Source organism: Streptomyces xantholiticus, assembly GCF_014651015.1.
Classification (GTDB): Bacteria; Actinomycetota; Actinomycetes; order Streptomycetales; family Streptomycetaceae; genus Streptomyces; species Streptomyces xantholiticus.
In genome coordinates, this window is sequence record NZ_BMWB01000013.1 from 77,897 (window position 1) to 92,918 (window position 15,022).

The 15,022-nt window shown below is 70.3% G+C and carries 12 protein-coding genes; 6 read left to right on the forward strand and 6 right to left on the reverse strand.

Annotated elements, in window-relative coordinates; all coding sequences use genetic code 11:
• Positions 1-40: 40 nt before the first annotated feature.
• Entirely contained in the window at positions 41-229 is a 189-nt protein-coding gene (locus IE198_RS19935) for a hypothetical protein (protein WP_189888465.1), read from the reverse strand.
• Between the two features lie 328 nt (positions 230-557).
• Here IE198_RS19935 and IE198_RS19940 point away from each other — a divergent pair, with 328 nt between their 5' ends.
• The 4 genes from IE198_RS19940 to IE198_RS19955 are packed head-to-tail and all read left to right on the forward strand — an operon-like array spanning position 558 to position 5,011.
• Positions 558-3,122, forward strand: coding sequence for a DUF4118 domain-containing protein (locus IE198_RS19940; protein ID WP_229834123.1), 2,565 nt, complete (start codon positions 558-560; stop codon positions 3,120-3,122).
• Positions 3,119-3,802, forward strand: coding sequence for a response regulator (locus IE198_RS19945; protein ID WP_189888468.1), 684 nt, complete (start codon positions 3,119-3,121; stop codon positions 3,800-3,802). The genes IE198_RS19940 and IE198_RS19945 overlap by 4 nt, the downstream gene beginning before the upstream one ends.
• A 33-nt stretch (positions 3,803-3,835) precedes the next feature.
• Complete coding sequence (locus tag IE198_RS19950) at positions 3,836-4,261, forward strand: OB-fold nucleic acid binding domain-containing protein (protein ID WP_100109621.1); 426 nt, start codon at positions 3,836-3,838, stop codon at positions 4,259-4,261.
• A 3-nt stretch (positions 4,262-4,264) separates the two neighbouring features.
• Positions 4,265-5,011 (forward strand): DUF3159 domain-containing protein, encoded by a 747-nt coding sequence (locus IE198_RS19955; RefSeq protein WP_189888470.1) that lies wholly within the window; start codon positions 4,265-4,267, stop codon positions 5,009-5,011.
• Positions 5,012-5,820: 809 nt separating this feature from the next.
• Here the strand turns inward: IE198_RS19955 and IE198_RS19960 are convergent.
• Positions 5,821-6,504, reverse strand: a complete 684-nt coding sequence (locus tag IE198_RS19960) for a potassium channel family protein (RefSeq protein ID WP_189888472.1) — start codon at positions 6,502-6,504, stop codon at positions 5,821-5,823.
• The gene (locus IE198_RS19965; protein ID WP_189888474.1) at positions 6,504-7,172 is read right to left on the reverse strand and encodes a potassium channel family protein; all 669 of its coding nucleotides are present in this window, start codon (positions 7,170-7,172) and stop codon (positions 6,504-6,506) included. The genes IE198_RS19960 and IE198_RS19965 overlap by 1 nt, the downstream gene beginning before the upstream one ends.
• 212 nt (positions 7,173-7,384) lie before the next feature.
• On the opposite strand from IE198_RS19965, the gene IE198_RS19970 reads away from it, so the two are divergent.
• A complete protein-coding gene (locus IE198_RS19970) occupies positions 7,385-9,433 on the forward strand; it encodes an APC family permease (protein ID WP_189888476.1) in 2,049 nt (682 codons plus the stop codon).
• A 73-nt stretch (positions 9,434-9,506) separates the two neighbouring features.
• On the forward strand, positions 9,507-10,835 hold the full coding sequence (locus IE198_RS19975; RefSeq protein ID WP_189888478.1) for a class I SAM-dependent RNA methyltransferase: 1,329 nt from the start codon (positions 9,507-9,509) through the stop codon (positions 10,833-10,835).
• 201 nt (positions 10,836-11,036) lie between these two features.
• Here IE198_RS19975 and IE198_RS19980 read toward each other — a convergent pair whose 3' ends face one another.
• From IE198_RS19980 to IE198_RS19990, 3 genes are read right to left on the reverse strand one after another with little or no spacing between them, the layout of a single operon-like run.
• Positions 11,037-13,025 (reverse strand): acetoacetate--CoA ligase, encoded by a 1,989-nt coding sequence (locus IE198_RS19980; RefSeq protein WP_189888479.1) that lies wholly within the window; start codon positions 13,023-13,025, stop codon positions 11,037-11,039.
• Between the two features lie 51 nt (positions 13,026-13,076).
• Positions 13,077-13,655, reverse strand: coding sequence for an RBBP9/YdeN family alpha/beta hydrolase (locus IE198_RS19985; protein ID WP_189888481.1), 579 nt, complete (start codon positions 13,653-13,655; stop codon positions 13,077-13,079).
• Positions 13,652-15,001, reverse strand: a complete 1,350-nt coding sequence (locus IE198_RS19990) for an MFS transporter (RefSeq protein WP_189888483.1) — start codon at positions 14,999-15,001, stop codon at positions 13,652-13,654. Before IE198_RS19990 ends, IE198_RS19985 begins: the two co-directional genes overlap by 4 nt.
• Positions 15,002-15,022: the final 21 nt, after the last annotated feature.

The following is a 15,022-nucleotide window of genomic DNA, read 5'->3' on the forward strand; positions in this document are numbered from 1 at the left end:
CCGGTCGTTCGCGACCCACCCTCCCGGTCGCCCGCCTTTCTCATGGAGCGCCGCGGGTGGCGAGCAGCCGGTGGTTCTTCGGACGGGCGTCCTTCTCCGGCGACTCCAGCAGCGCCGGGCCGGCCGCAGGGCAGTGGAGCGTCGCGGCGGCGACCCATCGTTCAGCGACACCACCGGCTTCGCGCCCAGGCGCTCGAGCACCCCGTCCCGCGCCAGGATGTGCGGCCAAGTCGGTCTCCTTTGCGCTCGGCGCCTCGGCCCGGACGGCGCGGATCGCGACCTGCACCTGATACGGCCCCGGCGGCCGCTCGGGCAGAGCCGCGTGGCCGGAGCGAGGCCTCCGCGATCGCTGCCGTCCCACGGCCCGCGGTCCTGCTCGGCGAGCGGGACGGTTCGCCGCTCGGGCCCGGCGCCCCGCGGCGAACGCCGGGAAGCGGTGCGCGGCCCCCATCAGAATCACGTCAATACGCACCCCCGAGTCCCGGCCCGCCCGGTTCGTCCGTCTCCTTCGGCGTAGGGTCGACGCTGCCCGACGCAGCAGAGAAGACAATGAGGCCATGGGACGCGGCAAGCTACGGATCTACCTCGGTGCGGCGCCGGGCGTCGGCAAGACGTACGCCATGCTGTCCGAGGCGCACCGGCGTGCCGAGCGCGGCACCGACTGCGTGGTCGCCTTCGCCGAGACGCACGGCCGGCCCAGGACCGCAGCGCTCCTGCACGGCCTCGAACACGTGCCCCGCCGGGAGATCGTCCACCCTGAAGCCGTCTTCAACGAGATGGACATCGACGCCGTACTGGAACGCCGCCCCGCAGTCGCCCTCGTCGACGAGATCGCCCACACCAATGCACAGGGCTCACGCAACAGCAAGCGGTGGCAGGACGTCGAGGAACTTCTCGCAGCGGGCACCGACGTCATATCCACCGTCAACATCCAGCACCTCGAATCACTCGGCGACGTCGTCGAGACGATCACCGGCGTGCGGCAGCCGGAGACCGTCCCCGACGAGGTGGTCCGCCGCGCCGACCAGATCGAACTCGTCGACATGGCGCCCGAGGCGCTGCGCCGCCGCATGGCGCACGGCAACATCTACCAGCCGGACAAGGTCGACGCGGCGCTCTCCAACTACTTCCGTCCCGGCAACCTCACCGCCCTGCGCGAACTCGCCCTCCTCTGGCTCGCCGACCGCGTCGACGAATACCTCCAGCAGTACCGCGGCGAGCACAACATCCGCTCCACCTGGCAGGCCCGCGAACGCATTGTCGTCGGCCTCACCGGCGGGCCCGAGGGCGGCACCCTCATCCGGCGCGCCGCCCGGCTGGCGGAGAAGGGCGCCGGTGGTGAGGTCCTCGCCGTCTACATCGCCCGCAGCGACGGACTGACCTCCGCCTCGCCCAAGGAACTCGCCGTACAGCGCACCCTCGTCGAGGACCTCGGCGGCACCTTCCACCACGTCATCGGCGACGACGTGCCCTCCGCGCTGCTCGAATTCGCGCGTGGCGTCAACGCCACCCAGATCGTGCTCGGCTCCAGCCGCCGCAAGGCCTGGCAGTACCTGTTCGGGCCCGGCGTCGGCGCGACCGTCGCCCGCGACTCGGGACCCGACCTCGACGTCCACATCGTCACCCACGACGAGGCGGGCAAGGGCAGGGGCCTGCCGGGCACCCGCGGTGCCAGGCTCGGCCGCTCCCGTGTCGCCGGAGGATGGCTCGTCGGCGTCGCAGGCCCGGTACTGCTGACGGTGCTGCTCACCGCGATCGAGAACGGGCCGGGTCTCGCCAACAACGTGCTGCTTTTCCTCTTCCTGACCGTGATCGCGGCCCTGCTCGGCGGACTGCTGGCCGCGCTGGCCTCGGCGGCCGTGGGCTCGCTGCTGCTGAACTACTACTTCACCACGCCCACCCACACCCTCGACATCGCGGAACCGGAGAACCTCGTCGCCCTCGTGATCTTCTTCGCGGTGGGCGTGGCCGTGGCCTCCGTCGTGGACCTGGCCGCGCGCCGCACCCACCAGGCGGCCCGCCTGAAGGCCGAGTCCGAGATCCTCTCGTTCCTCGCCGGCAGCGTCCTGCGTGGTCAGACCGCGCTGGACGCCCTGCTGGAGCGGGTGCGCGAGACGTTCGCCATGGAGTCCGTCGCGCTGCTCGAACGCGACAGCGACGTCGACCCGTGGACCTGCACGGCCAGCGTCGGCCCCAGGCCTGCCGCCCGCCCCGAGGACGCCGACGTGGACATGCCGGTCGGGGACCAGATGGCGATGGCGCTTTCCGGCCGCGTACTGCCCGCAGAGGACCGGCGGGTCCTTGCGGCCTTCGCCACCCAGGCGGCCGTCGTCGTGGACCGGCAGCGGCTGGTCGGGGAGGCGGAACAGGTCCGCGAGCTCGCGGAGGGAAACCGCATACGCACCGCTCTGCTCGCCGCCGTCAGCCACGACCTGCGCACCCCGCTGGCCGGCATCAAGGCGGCCGTCACCTCACTGCGGTCCGACGACGTCGCCTGGTCGAAGGAGGACGAGGCAGAACTCCTGGCGGGCATCGAGGAGGGCGCCGACCGCCTCGACCACCTGGTGGGCAATCTGCTCGACATGTCCCGGCTGCAGACCGGGACCGTCACCCCCCTGATCCGTGAGACCGGCCTCGACGAGGTGATCCCGCTCGCGCTCGCCGGAGTCCCGGCCGAGAGCGTCGAACTGGAGATCCCCGAGACACTGCCGATGGTGGCAGTGGACCGGGGACTGCTGGAGCGGGCCGTGGCCAACATCGTCGAGAACGCCGTCAAGTACAGCCCCGACACCGTCCCCGTCACCGTCGCCGCGAGCACCCTCGGCACACGCGTCGAACTGCGCGTCGTGGACCGCGGAGCGGGCGTGCCCGACGACGCGAAGGAGCGGATCTTCGAACCGTTCCAGCGCTACGGCGACGCGCCGCGCGGCGCGGGCGTGGGCCTCGGACTCGCCGTCGCCCGTGGATTCATGGAGGCCATGGGCGGCACGCTGACGGCCGAGGACACCCCCGGCGGCGGCATGACGATGGTGCTCACCCTCGCGGCCGGCCCCGGCCACACCGGCACCGCCGGACCAGTCACAGCAGCAGCCCGGACGGGCGGAAAGGCGGGCAGTACATGACCAGGGTGCTCGTGGTCGACGACGAGCCGCAGATAGTACGCGCCCTCGTGATCAACCTGAGGGCGCGCAAGTACGAGGTGGACTCGGCCCCCGACGGCGCCACCGCCCTCCAACTGGCCGCGGCCCGCCACCCCGACGTCGTCGTCCTGGACCTGGGACTGCCCGACATGGACGGCGTCGAGGTGATCAAGGGGCTGCGCAGCTGGACCCGCGTCCCCGTCCTCGTCCTGTCCGCCCGCCACTCCTCCGACGAGAAGGTCGAGGCGCTCGACGCCGGCGCGGACGACTATGTCACCAAGCCGTTCGGCATGGACGAGCTCCTCGCCCGGCTGCGCGCCGCCGTCCGCAGGGCCGAGCCCGTCGGCGGTGAGGACGACGTGACCGTGCTCGAGACCGAGGGTTTCACCGTCGACCTGGTGGCGAAGAAGGTGAACCGGGAAGGCCGTGATGTACGCCTCACCCCGACCGAGTGGCACCTGCTCGAGGTACTGGTGCGCAACACCGGACGCCTCGTGAGCCAGAAGCAGCTCCTCCAGGAGGTGTGGGGGCCCTCGTACGGAACCGAGACCAACTATCTGCGCGTGTACATGGCACAACTGCGCCGCAAGCTCGAGGCGGACCCCTCGCATCCTCGTCATTTCGTCACCGAGCCCGGCATGGGATACCGCTTCGAACGTTGATCCGGGCCTGGTGGCGGCCGGTAGGCTTGCGGTATGAGTGCTCGACCCCGTTCCGCGAAGGCGGCGAAGGAGGAATCGGTGGCCAGACAGGCCGGCCGCTTCCGGCGCATGCTGGACCGGCTCTCCAGCTCCCAGCAGGACCTCGAGTCCGAGGAGCTCCAGGAGGACGCGCAGGCATCGGGGTGCACCCGTATCGCCGACTGCGGGGACCGTCAGATCGTCAGGGTCGCTGGTACCTTGCGCACGGTCACCCTGCGTCCGCGGGCCGGTGTGCCCGCGCTGGAGGCGGAGCTCTTCGACGGCACGGCCCCGCTGGACGTGGTCTGGCTCGGCCGCCGTTCCATCGTCGGCATAGAGCCGGGCCGCAGACTGATCGCCTCCGGCCGGGTCTCGATGAGTCACGGTCGCCGGGTGCTGTTCAATCCCAAATACGAACTCCGACCACTCGGACAGGAGTAGCCGGTGGCGTCTGTCGACAAGCCGACCCCCACGACCACGAACAGCGACGCACAGGATCCCGACCCTGCCGCCGCCTCTGCACCCGACGACGTGAAGACGGTGACCGAGGCGGCCCTGTTCGAGGCCTTCGGCGGCGTCCGCGGCATGGTGGAGACCGTCCTGCCGGGACTGCTCTTCGTCTCGATCTACACCGTCAACAAGGACCTGCACCTCTCGGCGATCGCGGCGCTGGCCGTCTCCCTGGTGATGGTCGCGGTCCGGCTCGTACGCAAGGACACCGTCAAGCACGCGTTCAGCGGCGTCTTCGGCGTCGCCTTCGGTGTCGTCTTCGCGATGATGACGGGCAACGCCAAGGACTTCTATCTGCCGGGCATGCTGTACACGCTCGGCCTGGCGCTGGCGTACATCATCACCGCGATCGCCGGCGTGCCGCTGATCGGACTGATCCTCGGGCCGGTCTTCAAGGAGAACCTTTCCTGGCGGACCCGCAACCCCGGCCGCAAGAAGGCGTACACCAAGGCGAGTTGGGCGTGGGGGCTGATCCTGCTCGCCAAGTGCGCGATCCTCTTCCCGCTGTACTGGTGGGCCGACACGACCCAGCTCGGCTGGGTGCTGGTGACGCTGAAGATTCCGCCGTTCCTGCTGGCGGTCTATCTGACGTGGGTCTTCCTGGCGAAGGCGCCGCCGCCGATCGACGTCTTCGCGGAAATGGAAGCGGAGGAGCGCCGCAAGGCCTCGGAGACGGACTGACGCCGGGCCCTTGGGCGGGCGGCGCACCGGGCCACGCTCCGGGTGGCTCGGCGTCCGGGTGCCGCTCCGGTGGCATGCCCGGGTGCCGCGTTGCCGGGCGTGGCCGGTCCGTGTGCGTGACGCTCTCGGTGTCGGGGCCCGCGTCCTCCGGGAGGACGCGGGGCTGTGCCGTGTGTCCAGGGACTGCTTTCCGTACCCGCCCCGCCGTGACGGACGAGCCTTACGTCCGAGCACGCCCCCTGCGCGTCCCCTGCCCCCGATCGGCGGTTTCGCCGCCGGTGGCCGGTGCGGATGGGGAGATGTCCCCCACCCCGCCCTCCCCCTACGCCTAGCGGCGTGGGCAGTACCCCCATCCCGCTGTGTCGCTGTGCGGCTCCGCAGCGTGGTGGGATCCGCCCGGACCCGTTTCCGGGGCTCCGCGCTCTGGACAGCAGCATCACCCGCGATCTCTACCGCGACATCATCGACTTCGCCCACACCACTCCGTCCTGGGTTCGGCATCTCGCCGAACTGTGGACGGACGCAGGGCTGTTGCTCTTCGGGGTGCTGTTCGTCGTGGCCTGGCGCCCGTGCCCCCCGCACCTCGATTCCCCCTCCGGCCTGGCGGCCGTGGCGGGTGGACCCTGCGGGCGGAGGTTGCCGGGCAGTGGCGAATCAAGCCCGTCCGGCGATCGAGGACACGGCGTGGAGCGCGCCACGGCGTCCACGCGGACGCCGTACCGCGCGCCGGGCAGCGGGGCACGGGGCCGGGTCTTCCCGTCGCGGCGGAGCCCGATCCGGCCACGCCCGCGGGGGGCGTGGCCCCGGGGTCAGCCCGCCGCCGACGGGCCCTCGCGGCGGACGGAGAGGAGGTCCTCGAGTTGTTCCTCACGCGCCTGCGCCGCCACGAACAGCAGCTCGTCGCCCGCCTCGAGCGTCTCCTCCGGGCTCGGCGTCAGCACCCGAGAGCCTCGGATGATGGTGACCAGCGACGTGTCCTCGGGCCAGTCCACATCGCCCACCGAAGTCCCGGCGAGCGCCGACTCCGGCGGCAGCGTCAGCTCGACGAGGTTCGCGTCGCCGTGGCTGAAGCGCAGCAGGCGGACGAGGTCTCCGACGCTCACCGCTTCTTCCACGAGCGCCGACATCAGGCGTGGCGTGGAGACGGCGACGTCGACGCCCCAGGACTCGTTGAAGAGCCACTCGTTCTTGGGGTTGTTGACGCGCGCGACGACCCGCGGCACCCCGTACTCGGTCTTGGCGAGGAGCGAGACGACGAGGTTGACCTTGTCGTCGCCGGTGGCGGCGATGACCACGTTGCAGCGTTGCAGCGCCGCCTCGTCCAGGGACGTGATCTCGCAGGCGTCGGCGAGCAGCCACTCGGCCTGCGGCACACGCTCCACGGAGATCGCGGTGGGGGTCTTGTCGACGAGGAGGACCTCGTGCCCGTTCTCCAGCAGTTCGCCGGCGATGGAACGGCCCACCGCACCGGCGCCCGCGATAGCGACACGCATCAGTGACCGCCCTCCTCTGGACCTTCCGCGAAGGCCTCCTCGACCTTCGCGATCTCGTCCGTGCGCATCATCACATGCACGAGATCACCTTCTTGAAGCACGGTCTGCGACGTGGGCAGGATCGCTTCGCCCAATCGGGTCAGGAAGGCGACCCGTACACCCGTCTCGTCCTGGAGCCGGCTGACCTTGTGGCCGATCCAGGCCGGCGAGGTGTAGACCTCGGCCAGTTGTACGCCGCCGCTCGGATCACTCCACAGCGGCTCCGCGCCGGAGGGCAGCAGACGACGCAGCATCTGGTCGGCGGTCCAGCGGACGGTGGCCACCGTCGGGATGCCGAGGCGCTGATAGACCTCGGCGCGCCGCGGGTCGTAGATACGGGCCGCGACGTTCTCGATGCCGAACATCTCGCGCGCCACCCGCGCCGCGATGATGTTGGAGTTGTCGCCGCTGCTGACGGCGGCGAACGCGCCCGCGTCCTCGATGCCCGCCTCGCGCAGGGTGTCCTGGTCGAAGCCGACGCCGGTGACGCGGCGGCCACCGAATCCGGATCCCAGACGGCGGAAGGCGGTGGGGTCGCGGTCGACGACGGCGACCGTGTGCCCCTGCTGCTCCAGGGTCTGCGCGAGAGCGGCTCCCACTCGCCCGCATCCCATGATGACGATGTGCACGACCGTCCTTCCGGCTATGTCTACTGCGGTACCAGCGGTACCCGGGTCATTCGGTACCAGTCATTGAGGCACTACAGGATCTCAGACCACGGACCCGACAGGGTACGCACGGGTCCGTCAAGAGGGCCCCGGCGCAGCGGACGCGTTAAGATCCCGCAGGTGATGCGCCGCTGGTTGGGCTTGGCCGATACCGAGCGCTTACGATCCTGAGCGTGTCCAAACTGACCGACGTTCCCAAACGGATCCTGATCGGCCGGGCGCTGCGCAGTGAAAAGCTGGGGGAGACTCTTCTCCCGAAACGCATCGCCCTCCCCGTCTTCGCTTCCGACCCCCTGTCCTCCGTGGCATACGCGCCGGGCGAAGTGCTGCTGGTCCTTTCCATCGCGGGTGTGTCGGCGTACCACTTCAGTCCGTGGATCGCGGCCGCCGTCGTGGTGCTGATGTTCACGGTCGTAGCCTCCTACCGGCAGAACGTGCGCGCGTACCCGAGCGGCGGCGGCGACTACGAGGTCGCCAACACCAATCTCGGCCCGAAGGCGGGTCTGACCGTCGCCAGCGCCCTTCTGGTCGACTACGTCCTCACGGTGGCCGTGTCGATCTCCTCGGGTGTGGAGAACCTGGGCTCCGCGATCCCGTTCGTCGTCGAGCACAAGGTGTTCTGCGCCGTCGGGATCATCGTCCTGCTCACCCTGATGAACCTGCGCGGCGTGAGGGAGTCGGGCAAGCTCTTCGCGATCCCGACGTATGTCTTCGTCGCCGGCGTGTTCATCATGATCGCCTGGGGTGCCTTCAAGGGAATCGTCCTCGACGAGAGCATGCGCGCACCGACCGCCGACTACGAGATCAAGCCGGAGCACGAGGGCCTCGCGGGCTTCGCGCTGCTCTTCCTGCTGCTGCGCGCGTTCTCGTCCGGCTGCGCCGCGCTGACCGGCGTCGAGGCCATCAGCAACGGTGTCCCCGCCTTCCGCAAGCCGAAGAGCCGCAACGCCGCGACGACGCTGCTGCTGATGGGCGCGCTGGCCGTCACCATGTTCTGCGGCATCATCGGCCTGGCCATGGCCACCGGCGTCAAGATGGCGGAGTTCCCGGCGAAGGACCTGATCGCCGACGGCGTCCCGGTCGGACCCGACTACGTACAGAACCCGGTGATCTCGCAGGTCGCGGCCGCCGTCTTCGGCGACGGGACGTTCTTCTTCGTACTGCTGGCCGCCGCCACCGCCCTGGTCCTGTTCCTGGCGGCGAACACCGCGTACAACGGCTTCCCGCTGCTCGGCTCGATCCTCGCGCAGGACCGCTACCTGCCGCGCCAGCTGCACACCCGCGGCGACCGGCTCGCCTTCTCCAACGGCATCGTGCTGCTGGCGGGCGCCGCGATCCTGCTGGTCTGGCTGTACGGAGCCGACTCCACCAAGCTGATCCAGCTGTACATCGTCGGCGTGTTCGTCTCCTTCACCCTGAGCCAGACCGGCATGGTCCGGCACTGGAACCGGCACCTGAGGACCGAGAGGAACAAGGCCAAGCGCCGCCACATGATCCGCTCCCGGGCGATCAACACCTTCGGTGCCTTCTTCACCGGCGTGGTGCTGGTCGTCGTGCTTGCCACCAAGTTCACCCACGGCGCGTGGGTGGCCCTGCTGGGTATGGTGATCTTCTACGGCACGATGACCGCGATCCGCAGGCACTACGACCGGGTCGCCGAGGAGATCGCCGCACCGGACGAACCCGGCGACGACAGTGTCCGGCCCTCACGCGTCCATGCGATCGTGCTCGTCTCCAAGGTCCACCGGCCGACGCTGCGAGCCGTCGCCTACGCCAAGGCGATGCGCTTCGACCGGCTCGAGGCGATCAGCATCAGCGTCGACCCCGCGGAGACCAAGGCGTTGCAGAAGGAATGGGAACGCCGTGGCATCAACGTCCCGCTGAAGATCCTCGACTCGCCCTACCGCGAGATCACCCGCCCCGTCATCGAATACGTCAAGGGCCTGCGGACCGAGAACCCCCGTGACGTCGTCAGCGTCGTCATTCCCGAATACGTGGTCGGCCACTGGTACGAGCACTTCCTGCACAACCAGAGCGCGCTGCGGCTCAAGGGCCGGCTGCTGTTCACGCCCGGCGTGATGGTGACCTCGGTGCCGTACCAGCTGGTGTCCTCCGAGGCCGCCAAGCAGCGGGCCAGGAAACGCCAGGAGTGGAACGCCCCCGGTTCGGTGCGACGCGGTCCGGTGGACCGGCGGCCGAAGGAGCCGAGCGGCAAGGCCTGAGGCACTCGGCGGCGGACGTAGACTGGTCGGTCGTTGTCCTGCCGTACCCCCTGACCTCTGGAGTCACCCCGCCATGCAGAACGCACCTGAGTCCTCGCTGGTCGGGCAGGAGTACGAGGTCGAGGTCGGCCCGGTCGCCCATGGGGGCCACTGCGTCGCCCGCACCGAGGACGGGCGGGTGCTGTTCGTACGGCACGCGCTGCCCGGCGAGAAGGTGGTGGCCAAGGTCACCGAGGGCGAGGAGGACTCCCGTTTCCTGCGCGCCGACGCGGTGCAGGTGCTGGAGGCGTCCAAGGACCGCGTCGAGGCCCCCTGCCCGTACGCCGGTCCCGGCAAGTGCGGGGGCTGCGACTGGCAGCACGCCAAGCCCGGCGCGCAGCGCCGCTTCAAGGGCGAGGTCGTGGCGGAGCAGCTGCAGCGCCTCGCGGGCCTCACCCCGGAGGAGGCCGGCTGGGACGGCACCGTCATGCCCGCGCCGGGCGACAAGCTGCCGGCGGGCGAGGTGCCGGCCTGGCGCACCCGCGTGCAGTACGCGGTCGACGCGGACGGCCGGGCCGGACTGCGCAAGCACCGCTCGCACGAGGTGCAGCCCATCGACCACTGCATGATCGCGGCGCCGGGTGTCTCCGAACTGGGCGTCGAAAAGCGCGAGTGGCCGCAGATGGCCACGGTCGAGGCGATCGCGGCGACCGGTTCGAACGACCGCCAGGTCGTCCTCACCCCGCGGCCCGGCGGCCGGCTCCCCCTCGTCGAACTCGACAAGCCGGTCTCGGTCCTCCGGGTCGAGGAACGCGACGGCTCCGTCCACCGCGTCCACGGCCGCGCCTTCGTACGCGAACGGGCCGACGAGCGCACCTACCGGGTCGGCATGGGCGGCTTCTGGCAGGTCCACCCGCAGGCGGCCGACATGCTGGTCAAGGCCGTGATGCAGGGCCTGCTGCCGCGCAAGGGCGACATGGCGCTCGACCTCTACTGCGGCGTCGGCCTGTTCGCGGGCGCCCTTGCCGACCGGGTGGGGGAGAAGGGCGCCGTGCTCGGCATCGAGTCGGGCAAGCGCGCGGTGGAGGACGCCCGCCACAACCTCCAGCACTTCGACCGGGTCCGCATCGAGCAGGGCAAGGTCGAGTCCGTACTCCCGCGCACCGGCATCGAGGAGGTCGACCTGATCGTCCTCGACCCGCCCCGTGCGGGCGCCGGCAAGCAGACCGTCAAGCACCTCGCCTCCCTGGGAGCCCGCCGCATCGCCTACGTCGCCTGCGACCCGGCGGCGCTGGCCCGCGACCTGGCGTACTTCCGCGAGGGCGGCTACAAGCCGCGCACGCTGCGGGCGTTCGACCTGTTCCCGATGACGCACCATGTGGAGTGCGTGGCGATTCTGGAGCCTGCACAGAAGAGCCGTTGACCTGCAGTTTTAGCAGTGTGACGTTTAGCCCGACCTGTTTTCGGTTGTGCAACGGGTCGAACGGACAGCAAGGTCGGGGAGCCGGTCTGGGCCTGCGGGTTCATGGGAAGCCAACGACCGTACCGGCGATCGTCAGGGCATCCTGAGCATTCTTGACGCTCAAGTGACGCTCGATCGGCTACGGGCTCGGAGGCCGGGTGGTCACCTGTCCGGTGCCGAACGGGCCGCGAAGTCCGCGAACCAGGCGAGCATCTCGGAGTGCGTCACTGATCCTTCGCTGCTGACCTCGGTGACGGGGGAACCCTGCAGGATGCGCTTGACGGGTACTTCGAGCTTCTTGCCGGTGAGCGTGCGCGGGACGGCGGGGATCGGCACGATCACGTCGGGCACGTGGCGCGGGGACAAGCGGCGTTTGATGGCCGTGGCGATCCGCTCGCGCAGTCCGTCGTCGAGTGCGATGCCATTGGTGGTCACGACGAATAGGGGCATGAAGTAGCCGCCGCCCGGCTGTTCTACGCCGATGACGAGGCTGTCCGTGACTTCGGGGAGCTGTTCGACGACGGCGTAGATGTCGGCGGAGCCCATCCGTACGCCCATGCGGTTGAGGGTGGAGTCGGAGCGGCCGGCGACCACGACCGACAGGTCTGCGTCGATCGTCACCCAGTCGCCGTGCCGCCAGATCCCGGGGTAGATGTCGAAGTAGCTGGCCCGGTAGCGGGTGCGGTCGGGGTCGCCGACGAAGTGGAGGGGCATGGACGGGAGTGGCGCGGTCACCACCAGCTCGCCCTGTTCGCCGGTCAGCGGGCGCCCGTTGGGGTCCCAGGAGGCCAGCGCGACGCCGAGCGCGGGGCACTGGATCCGGCCCACGCGTACGGGCAGCAGGGCGGAACCGCCTGCGAGAACCGAGCAGATGTCGGTACCGCCACAGATCGACTGCAGCCATACGCCGGGGGCGAGCCGTTCGTAGACCCACCGCCAGGTGCTGGGCGGCAGGGACGATCCGGTCTGGAGGATGGAGCGCAGACGCTCGAGACCGAACTCGGCCGCGGGATGCGTGCCGGACTTCTCCACGGCGGCGAGGTAGGCCGCGCCCACGCCGACCATGGTGGCGCCCGTCTGTTCGGCGATCCGCCAGGCGCCGTTGACGTCCGGAAACGTGGGGCTGCCGTCGTACAGGATGATCGTGCTTCCGTGCAGCAGGCCGCCGACCAGGAAGTTCCAGACCATCCAGCTCGTGGACGTGAGGAAGAGATAGCGGTCGTCGGCGCGCAGGTCCGCGCCCAGGCCGAGTGCCTTGAGTAGTTCGACCACGATGCCACCGTGACCTTGAACGATCCCCTTGGGTATCCCGGTGGTCCCCGATGACCACAGGATCCACAGCGGGTGGTCGAAGGGCACGTCTGCGAATTCCAGGAGTGACTTGGCGGCCGGTAGCGCGGACCAGGCGTGCTGTTCGATCTCGGGTCGCGCGGACCAGGGCTCGGTCGGGGGCGTGAAGAGGTTGTCGACCGCGAGGATGTGACGGAGGGTGGGCAGTCCGTCCGCGAGCTCGGTGACGTCCTGGCGTTTGTCGTACGTCTTGCCGCCGTAGCGGTAGCCGTCCGTGGCCACGAGGACGGCCGGCCGCGCCTGCTGGAGTCGGGCGAGCACGCTGGGCGTGCCGAAGTCCGGGGAGCACGCCGTCCATACGGCGCCGACGGCGGCGGTGGCCAGCAGCGCGACCACGGTCTGCGGGAGGTTGGGAAGGTATCCGGCCACGCAGTCGCCGGGTCCCACGCCCATGCGGCGCAGGGCCGCAGCGACGTCCGCGACCTGGCGGCGCAGCTCCTGCCACGAGGTCTCGACGGGAGTGCCGCCCTCGGCCAGGCTGACCAGCGCCGGGCGGGCGTCCGTGGCCTGGGAGAGGCACCGCTCGGCGAAGTTCAGCCGGGCGCCGGGAAACCAGACGGCGCCCGGCATCGACGCGTCGCTCAGCACCTCGTCGTAACGGGTGACCGCGTCCAGCCCGTAGAACTCCCATACCGCCGACCAGAAGCCGGGCAGGTCGGTGGAGCTCCACCGCCACAGGGCGTCGTAGTCGGAGAAGTGCAGCCCCCGCACCTCGCTCACCCATTCCATGAAGCACGCGACGTTGGAGTCCTCCAACTCGCGGCGACCGGGAGACCACAGCAGGTCGGTGTCGGTGTTCATCGTTGCCTTTCACAGGGCTGCACGGGGGTTGCCCGGGGGCTGCACGGGGGATCAGCTCTGTTCGAGCTCGCGGAGCAGTTCTTCCGCCTCCGGCCATGGGCCGTAACCGGAGGCGGGGTTGAGGTGGCCGACCTCGCCGAGCTCCACGAGGCGGCCGGCCCAGTTCCGGGCCAGCTCGGCGACGCGCTCGATGGTGCCCAGGGGGTCGTTCGAGCTGGCCGCGACGATGCTGGGGAAGGGCAGAGGGGAGCGGGGTACCGGTGTCCAGCCGTTCTCGTCGAGCACCTCGGGGGTGGGGTAGCCCTCCGGCAGCGACTTCTCGAAGTCCGGCGGGGTCACCAGCAGCGCCCCCTGCACCTGGGCCTCGTGCCACTGGGACCAGTGGACGGTGGTGATCACGCCGGCGCTGTGGGCGACCAGCACGACGGGCCCGGCGATCTCCGAGATCACCTTGTCCAGTGCGGCGACGCGGGCGTCGCGGCTGAGCTGGTCCTGCGTCAGCGGGGGAACGGTGCGGACCGTGCGCCCGGCCTCGGCGAGGCGGGCCGCCAGCAGGGTCTGCCAGTGCTGCTCGACGTGGTCGCGCAGGCCGGGGATGATCACGACCACCGGCTCGGTGGTACGGCTCATGAGGACACCTCCGGTTCCTTCGGCTCCGGGACAGGGACGAGCCCGGTCAGCCGGCGCAGATCGCGGTCGTAGTGGCGGCGGCCGATCAGGAAGGCCACGGTGGCCGCGACCGCCACGAGCGGGACGATCTGGAGCGCGCCGAGCAGACCCACCCGGTCCGCGAGCGCGCCGGTGACCGCGGGGCCGGGGGCCAGTCCGAGCAGGCTCTGGGCCAGCGTGAGCGTGGCGAACGCCGTTGCGGCGATGGCCGCGGGGGTCAGGTTGGCCACCATCGCGGCCCCCGGCCCGGCCGTTCCGGCGCACAGCAGGGCGCCGAGCGCCAGCACCAGCAGCTGCACCTGGCCGGCCGGCAGGCGGAACGCGGTCATCAGCAGGACGAAGGAGCCCACGCTGCAGGTGATGGCGACGGCCCACTTGCGGATCGGGGCGTGCCGACTGATCCGGTCCGAGGCGATCCCGCCGGCGATCATGCCGATGCCGATCACCAAGGCGAAGAGCCCCGCGGTCGCGCCCGCCTTGGCGGTGGGCATGTCGTAATAGCGGCTGAAGTAGCTGGGCAGCCAGGCGATCAGGGCGCCCGCGATGAAGAGCTGCAGACCGCTGCCGATGTAGGCGCTGACCACCGAGACGGACGAGAACAGCCGCGGGAGGAGCACGCGCAGACGGTCACGCCCGTCGGTGCCGGTCGCTTCCTCGGCCGGATCCTTCCGCGGGGTCAGCCGCTTCTCCGTGACCACGACTGCGTAGATGGCTGCGAGCACCAGGCCGAAGACACCCATCACACCGAACGCCCAGCGCCAGCCGTACGCCTGGGCCACAGCGCCGCCGATGGATATGCCCAGGACCGAGCCGAAGGCCCCGCCCGCGATGAAGGCCCCCGAGAGCGTCGCTCGCAGGGCGCGCGGGAAGACGCTGAGGACCACGGCGATACCGACACTGCCGTACGCGGCCTCACCGATGCCGACGAAGAGGCGGCCGACGAACATCTGGCCGTAGCTCGCCGCCACCGCGCAGCCGAGTGTCGCCAGGCTCCACAGCGTCGCCGCGAGGACCAGGGATTTCACCCTGCCCCATCGGTCTGCCAGCAGCGAGAGCGGGAAGGTGAGCAGACCGACCATCAGTGCCACGATGCCGCTGAGGGAGCCCAGTTGGGCGTCCGAGAGCAGCCAGTCGGCCTTCAGCATCGGGAAGACGGCGTTGAGGACCTGCCGGGACATGTAGTCCGAGAGCAGGAGCCCGAAACTCAGTGCAAAGACCACCCAGGCGTAGCGCCGGGACACGGGCCACTGGGAGGAACCGGAGCCGGCTCTCTCGGGGGCGGGTGCCGCAGTGGTGAGAAACCCCATTGTCATCACCTCAACTGCTTT

Coding starts and splice junctions, on each gene's coding strand:
- IE198_RS19940 (WP_229834123.1), top strand. CDS start 558: ATGGGACGCGGCAAGCTACGGATCTACCTCGGTGCGGCGCCGGGCGTC.
- IE198_RS19945 (WP_189888468.1), top strand. CDS start 3,119: ATGACCAGGGTGCTCGTGGTCGACGACGAGCCGCAGATAGTACGCGCC.
- IE198_RS19950 (WP_100109621.1), top strand. CDS start 3,836: ATGAGTGCTCGACCCCGTTCCGCGAAGGCGGCGAAGGAGGAATCGGTG.
- IE198_RS19960 (WP_189888472.1), bottom strand. CDS start 6,504: ATGCGTGTCGCTATCGCGGGCGCCGGTGCGGTGGGCCGTTCCATCGCC.
- IE198_RS19975 (WP_189888478.1), top strand. CDS start 9,507: ATGCAGAACGCACCTGAGTCCTCGCTGGTCGGGCAGGAGTACGAGGTC.
- IE198_RS19980 (WP_189888479.1), bottom strand. CDS start 13,025: ATGAACACCGACACCGACCTGCTGTGGTCTCCCGGTCGCCGCGAGTTG.
- IE198_RS19985 (WP_189888481.1), bottom strand. CDS start 13,655: ATGAGCCGTACCACCGAGCCGGTGGTCGTGATCATCCCCGGCCTGCGC.
- IE198_RS19990 (WP_189888483.1), bottom strand. CDS start 15,001: ATGGGGTTTCTCACCACTGCGGCACCCGCCCCCGAGAGAGCCGGCTCC.